The 6458-nt window shown below is 66.3% G+C and carries 5 protein-coding genes and 1 pseudogene; 4 read left to right on the top strand and 2 right to left on the bottom strand.

Features of this window, described 5'->3' with window-relative positions; translation table 11 throughout:
• Both FKP22_RS17440 and FKP22_RS17435 read left to right on the top strand, forming a co-directional pair.
• Positions 1 to 485, top strand: a 485-nt coding sequence (locus FKP22_RS17440; RefSeq protein WP_211361446.1) for an NAD(P)/FAD-dependent oxidoreductase, incomplete at its 5' end; no start/stop codon positions are given.
• A 25-nt stretch (positions 486 to 510) separates the two neighbouring features.
• Entirely contained in the window at positions 511 to 1188 is a 678-nt protein-coding gene (locus FKP22_RS17435) for a glutathione S-transferase family protein (protein ID WP_141288774.1), read from the top strand.
• An 11-nt stretch (positions 1189 to 1199) separates the two neighbouring features.
• Here the strand turns inward: FKP22_RS17435 and FKP22_RS17430 are convergent, their stop codons facing one another.
• A complete protein-coding gene (locus FKP22_RS17430; RefSeq protein ID WP_141288772.1) occupies positions 1200 to 2228 on the bottom strand; it encodes a glycoside hydrolase family 18 protein in 1029 nt (342 codons plus the stop codon).
• Positions 2229 to 2449: 221 nt separating this feature from the next.
• On the bottom strand, positions 2450 to 5128 hold the full coding sequence (locus FKP22_RS17425) for a TonB-dependent receptor (protein ID WP_141288770.1): 2679 nt from the start codon (positions 5126 to 5128) through the stop codon (positions 2450 to 2452).
• 270 nt (positions 5129 to 5398) lie between these two features.
• Here FKP22_RS17425 and FKP22_RS17420 point away from each other — a divergent pair, with 270 nt between their 5' ends.
• Both FKP22_RS17420 and FKP22_RS17415 read left to right on the top strand, forming a co-directional pair.
• A complete protein-coding gene (locus tag FKP22_RS17420; protein ID WP_141288768.1) occupies positions 5399 to 6148 on the top strand; it encodes a GntR family transcriptional regulator in 750 nt (249 codons plus the stop codon).
• A 5-nt stretch (positions 6149 to 6153) separates the two neighbouring features.
• Positions 6154 to 6458, top strand: a pseudogene (locus FKP22_RS17415) (hypothetical protein); the annotation flags it as partial.

Raw genomic sequence — 6458 nt, 5'->3', positions numbered from 1 at the left:
AACTGCGTGACGAGATTGCTGCGAGCGGCAGCGCCACGCTGGCGCTGGACCTCATGCCCCAGCGCAGCCTGGACGAGCTGGTCACGGCGCTGTCGCGCGGTCGAGGCACGCGCTCGCTGGCCAATCACCTGAAGGAGCAGGCGGGTGTGTCCGGCGCGAAGGCAGGGCTGTTGCGCGAGGGCGTGTCGGCCGAGCAGTGGCAGGACCTCTCGCGCGACGCAGCCTGGCTGGCTGGCCGCATCAAGGCGCTGCCTGTGACCTTGACCGCGCCGCGGCCGCTGGACGAAGCCATCAGCAGCGCGGGCGGGCTGGCGCTGTCCGGGCTGACGCCGCAGCTGATGCTGGAGCAGCACCCCGGCTGGTTTGGCGCCGGTGAGATGCTGGACTGGGAAGCGCCGACCGGTGGCTACCTGCTGACGGCGGCGATGGCCAGCGGCAAGGTCGCGGCGCAAGGTGTGCTGGGCTGGCTCGGCCGCCAGGTTTGAGAATCAAGAAGAGGAGACCGTGCCGATGATCGTCGTCCACCACCTGAACAACTCGCGCTCGCAGCGCATCCTGTGGCTGCTGGAAGAGCTGGGCCTGCCGTACGAGGTCAAGCGCTACGAGCGCAACCCGCAGACGATGCTGGCGCCGCCGGAGCTGAACAAGGTGCACCCTTTGGGCAAGTCGCCGGTCATCACCGATGGCGACGCGACCATGGCCGAAAGCGGCGCAATCATCGAATACCTGCTGGCCACCTACGGCGCCACCAGTGGCTTGCGCCCGCCGATTGCCACCCCCGAGGGCCAGCGCTGCACCTACTGGCTGCACTTCGCCGAAGGCTCGGCGATGCCGCCGCTGTTGCTGAAGCTGATCTTCGGCCGCATCCAGACCGCGCCTATGCCTTTTTTCGTCAAGCCCATCGCCCGTGGCATTGCGCAGAAGGTGTTGACGTTGATGGTCGAGCCGAACATCAAGTCCCAGCTGGACTTCATGGAAGCCGAGCTGTGGCAGCGGCCCTGGTTTGCGGGTGCGGACTTCACCGCTGCCGACATCCAGATGAGCTTTCCGCTGGAGGCTGCGGCGCAGCGCGCCGGGCTGGATGCGAGCCGGCCCAAGCTGATGGACTGGCTGCACCGCATTCACCAGCGGCCGGCGTACAAGCGGGCGCTGGAAAAGGGCGGGCCTTACGACTATGCCAAGGACTGAACCCGGTTGGTTCAGAAACCGATCTTCCCGAAAGCGCCTGCCGGCACGCCTGGCAGTGAGTGGCACTTCGACGAGACCTCGGTCGCGCCACCGGGGCAGGGCGCGTCCCGCTCCAGCGACCAGTAGTACACCCCCGCCAGCCCATGCGTGCGGGCATCGGCCAGCAGCAGCGCCGCGTCTTCCGGTGTGAACACGTTTTCGGTCACGTCGTTGACGCCCAGCATCGCCGTCAACGCAATGCGCGACAGCGGCACGCCGAACTCGCGCTGCAGGTTCAGCGCGGCCTGCAAGCCTGAGCGGCCCATGTCGCAGCGGCCGTCGCTGGCACGCAGCACGCAGCTCGCCGCACTCGCCGGTCCGAAGTCCATCACCATCAGGTTGACGACCGCCGTGTCGAAGTGATGCCGTTGCAGTGCGGCGACGACCTTCGCGCCGGTGGCGTTCACGTTGGCGCCGCGCACGTCGCTGCCCGCCAGCGTGGCCAGCGTGAAGCTGTACTGCCATTCGGGGTGGGCGCGCGCCGAAGCGGCTGCGGTGCGCACCAGGCCCTCGAGTTGCTGGTCCGTCTGGCTGCCTTCGATGTCGAAGTCGAAGCCCGCGAGCGCCGGGCTGGCGTAGCGCTGTACGAAGCCCTGCATGCCGGCTTCGCTGGCGCAGGTGAACACGCCGGCCTGGCCGCCGGTCGAGATGCGGTAGCGCATCCCGGCTTGCGCAAAGGCCGGGGCGTTGGCCGCGACCAGTTGGGTCGCGTCAATGCCCGGGCCCCAATCTTCGGCGCCGCATTCGCCGCTGGCAAAGGCCCACACGACCTCGCGCGGCCGGCCCGGCAGTGCATTGCGGCCGGCCTGCACCAGGGGCGCTGGCGGCTGTTCGCCGGCCACGCTGCGCAGCCTGTGCGTGGCCGGGTCCAGGCCCTGGACGATGTGCAGGTAGGGCACGTAGCGCAGTGGTGGCTGGCCAGCGGGCGACGGCGGCGTGGCGCAGCCGGCCAAGGCACTGAGAATCAGGATGGCAGCTGGCAGCAGGGAGCGATAGGGCATCACGGATTGGGGTGCCTGAATTGGTGCCCATGAAAGAGGGCGGCAGGCTTATTGATGTTTTCGAAATTCCTGACATAGCCCCCCCGTTCGGGCTGAGCCTGTCGAAGCCGGCGCGTACGTCGACGCAGGCACTTCGACAGGCTCAGTGCGAACGGATTCAAGACCGCCTCGAATAAGGGAAGCCTCAATAGAAAGCCGCCGCCCGGCCCTCGGGGCCTCGTTCAGAACTTCACGCGCACGCCGCCGAAGTACATCTTGCCAGCCTTGTAGACGCCGGCGACCTGGGTCGTGTCGGTCTTGTAGACCTTCAGCAGCGGGTCGGTCAGGTTCTGGGCTTCGAAGGTCAGCGCGAACATGTCGTTGACGTTGTAGTTCAGCGCCAGGTTCAGCTGGCCGTTGCCATTCTGGAAGTAGTCGGCGCCGCCGCGGTTGCCCAGCTTGTAGGTCGAGCGGTGGCTGTAGGCCAGGCGGGCGCTGAAGCTGTCGTTCTCGTAGAAGGCGCCGATGTTGTAGACGTCCTTCGAGGTGCCGTACAGCGTGCAGTCCTCGGTGGCCGAGCCGTTGCAGGTGCCGGTGGCGAGCTTCTCGGTCTGCTTGCCGTTCGAGCGGGTGTAGTTCAGGTCCACGCCGAAGCCCAGGCCCAGCGTGTGCTGGAAGGCCAGCTCGAAGCCGGTGACACGGCCCTGGGTGTTGACCGGGCTGGAGATGTCGTACACCTCCACGGCGTTGCCGTTCGACGCGTTCTGGTATTCCAGCTGCTGGTGGCCGTAGGCGATCACGCCGTCCAGCTTGCTGGCGAAGAAGCCCACGGCCAGCAGCGACTTGGGTCCGAAGTACCACTCGGCCGACAGGTCCAGGTTGTTGCTGCGGATCGGGTCCAGGTACGGGTTGCTGCCCACGCCGTTGTGCTGCAGGTCGCGCAGGTCATTGCCGGCCAGCTGGCCGAAGTCCGGCCGCGAAAGGCCGCGGTTCAGCGCCAGGCGGCCCACCAGGTCCTTGGCCAGGTCAGCACGCAGGTTCAGGCTGGGCAGCACGTCGGTGAAGCTCTTCTTGTAGTTGGGCGCGCCGCCGGGCAGGAAGGCGTCGATGTCCTCATTGGTGCGCACCACGCGCACGCCGAAGTCGCCGCTGACCTTGTCCGTCGGCGAGAACTCAGCCATCACGTAGCCGGCACCGGTCTTCTCCTTGATGTCGAATTCCTGCTGCGTGGCGTGGGTGGTAAAGGTGGCGTACTGGTTCATCCAGTCCACCACGAAGTCGTTCCTGATCTTCCAGGGGCTGAAGCCTGGCGTCGGGTTGACCGGCAGGCCGCCGTACCAGTTGGCGGAATAGTGGGTGATGGCGTCGTCCGTGATCAGGTCTTCGCTCGCGGCACCAGCGGCCAGCGTCATGCCCAGCTTGGTCAGCGAGCGGCGGTGCGCGGTGGCGCGGGCGCCCCACTTGAGGGTGTGCACCAGGTCGTTGTCCAGGCGCAGCGTGGCGTCGAGCTGGGCGTAGTTCTCGCGATCGCTCGATGAGGTGTACGAGCCCCAGCCGCCGATGCCGGCACCGGTCTTGGTCAGGGTGTCACCGCCCGGCACGTTCAGGATCAGGATGCCGTCCTTGTTGACCGTGTAGCCGGTGCCCTGGTCCCAGCCGCTCCAGACTTCGAAGCCCACGTCCTTGGTGCGCGCGCCGCCATTGGTCGTGCCGATCTTGCTGGTCAGCGTGAGCTTGTCGGAGACCAGCCACTTGCCGTCCAGGTTGATGAACTTGGAGTCGGTCTTGGCGTCGGGCCGGATCGCCACGTCTTCCACCGCCGAGAAGGCGCCGGCCGAGCCGCCGTTGTTGGCAAAGGCGTCCTTGCCGAAGAAGACGCTGCTGATGGTGCCGTTGGTGACCGTGTAGTCGCCGGTGGGCGTGCCGGTCTTGCCGTTCCAGCCCGGTCCGTTGAACGGGTTCACCGTGTCGGCCATGAAGTTGGTGTTGTAGTTCTTCGCGTCCACCGTCGAGTAGAAGCCCGACAGGTTGAAGCTCAGCCGCGGGTCCACCTTCAACTGCGCTTCCAGGTAGCCGCCTTCGCGCTTGCGCTCCTGCTCGAACAGCACCGCGCCGCTCAGGTAGCTGACGTTCTTGCCGGCCAGGTCGGAGATCGGATAGGTGGCGGGTGTCTTGTCCCACCACACGCCTTCGGAGCCGGCGCGCTGCAGGTGGCGCGTCTGCGAGAACACCTGGCCCAGGATGCCGAAGGTGCTGTCGTTGTTCTTCCAGTTGATCAGCGCGCTGAGCGACGGGTCGGTCTTCTTCGCGGCGTCGGAATGGGCGGCCTCCAGCGATGCCACGCCCGAGAGCGTCTTCTTGAAGTCCAGCGGATGGCGGGTGTCGATGTCCACCGTGCCTGCGGCGCCGCCTTCGGGCAGGTCCGCACGCGAGGACTTGTTGACCGTGACCTTGCCGATCAGGTCGGACGGCAGCAGCGTGAAGGTGACACTGCGGCCGCCGGCGGCGATGTTCGGGCCGTACCAGTCACCGGTGGAGACCAGGTGGCCGTTCAGCGTGGTCAGCGTGAGCTGCGAGCTCAGGCCGCGCAGCTGCACATGTTCGTTTTCGCCGAAAGAGCCTTCGGCCGAGCCGGCGCTGGTGGTCGTGACCCCCGGAATGCGCTGCAGCGAATCGGCCACGTTCTTGTCCGGCATCTTGCCCACATCTTCCGCGGTGATGACTTCCACGCGGGAGCTGGAATTGCGCTTGCTTTGCAGGGACTGCTGCATGGACGCGCGAATGCCGGTGACCTCGACCTGTTGCACGCCGTCGTCCGGCGCGCTGGCAGCGGCGGCCGGGGCTGGCGCGGTCTGGGACAGGGCAGCCGTGCTCACCACAAACAGTGCGGCGGCGGCGACAGGGTTGAGTTGCAGTTTCATGGACTCCTCTGTTGTGTGGGGCGGGTCAATTGATGAGTACCAATGTACTACCAAACAAAACCAATTTGCTACCACTTTTCACTGAGGAAGACCCTGATCCGTATCTTTCCCGCCATCTTCATAGGGAGACTTGGATTTCGTCCGGACCGATGCGCGTCAACCAGGGCACATCCACTGGCATCATCTGGTACTGTAGTGGTACTATTTTGAGCTCGTGATCACTGCCCTCGCTACACTTCCCAGCTGACCGATACGGAGATGTGCTGACCGATGAGCCCGACCCTGGCCGAACGCCTGCTGCCCTTGCTGGATGCGAGCAGCAGCCAGCCTCTTTATCAGCAGCTGCAGCGCGCGCTGCGCGACGCGATCGAGCAGCATGTGCTGAGCCCGGACGACGCGCTGCCTTCGGAGCGCCAGCTGGCGGCCGAGCTGGGCGTCTCGCGCATCACCGTGCGCAAGGCCATTGACGGGCTGGCCGGCGAAGGCCTGCTGGTGAGCCGGCAGGGCTCTGGCAACTTCGTCAGTGCCCGCATCGACAAGAACTTCTCCAAGCTCACCTCCTTTTCGGAGGACATGCGCGCCCGCGGCCGCACGCCGCGCAGCGAGTGGCTGCGCCGCACCGAGGGCACGGTCTCGCCGGAAGAGGCGCTGAAGATGGCGCTGAGCCCGGGCACCACGGTGTTCCGCCTCCACCGCCTGCGCTATGCCGACAACGCGCCGATGGCGCTGGAATACGCCACCGTGCTGGCCTCGGCGCTGCCTTCTCTGGCGTCGGTACAAAACTCGCTTTACGACGCATTGGAGGCCGCAGGCCACAGACCGGTGCGCGCGCTGCAGCGTTTGCGTGCATTGCTGCTCAACGATGAGCAGGCCGGGCTGCTGCAGGCCCAGCCTGGCGATGCCGGTCTGCTGGTCGAGCGCCTGGGCTACCTGCGCGACGGCCGGGCCATCGAGTTGTCTCAATCCTTCTACCGCGGCGACACCTACGACTTCATCGCCGAGCTCAACACACAAGGCTGACCCTCATGTCCATGGTTTTTTCAGAGGACCCGCAGAAGTCGGGTCAACGCAGCTACACCGGCCTGGCGGTCGTTGCCGGTCTGCACGTGGTGCTGGGCTACGCGCTGCTGAATGGCCTGGGCCAGGTGGTGGTCGACGTGCTGAAGCCGCCGGTGGATGTCCAGCTTTTCAAGGAGATCCAGCCACCGCCTCCGCCGCCCCCTCCGCCGCAGTTGCCACAACCGAAGACGCCACCCCCGCCGCAGTCGTTTGCACCGATGCCTGAGGTGCCGGTGGTGCCGCAGCCCGTGCAGCAAAGCATCAGCACGAC

Origin of the sequence: Ideonella azotifigens (genome assembly GCF_006519715.1) — a bacterium.
Classification (GTDB): Bacteria; Pseudomonadota; Gammaproteobacteria; order Burkholderiales; family Burkholderiaceae_C; genus Ideonella; species Ideonella azotifigens.
This window is presented reverse-complemented; position numbering and strand designations above follow the sequence as displayed.

Excerpts from the sequence above, each read along its gene's own strand:
- FKP22_RS17435 (WP_141288774.1), top strand. The coding sequence starts at position 511 with ATGATCGTCGTCCACCACCTGAACAACTCGCGCTCGCAGCGCATCCTG.
- FKP22_RS17430 (WP_141288772.1), bottom strand. The coding sequence starts at position 2,228 with ATGCCCTATCGCTCCCTGCTGCCAGCTGCCATCCTGATTCTCAGTGCC.
- FKP22_RS17425 (WP_141288770.1), bottom strand. The coding sequence starts at position 5,128 with ATGAAACTGCAACTCAACCCTGTCGCCGCCGCCGCACTGTTTGTGGTG.
- FKP22_RS17420 (WP_141288768.1), top strand. The coding sequence starts at position 5,399 with ATGAGCCCGACCCTGGCCGAACGCCTGCTGCCCTTGCTGGATGCGAGC.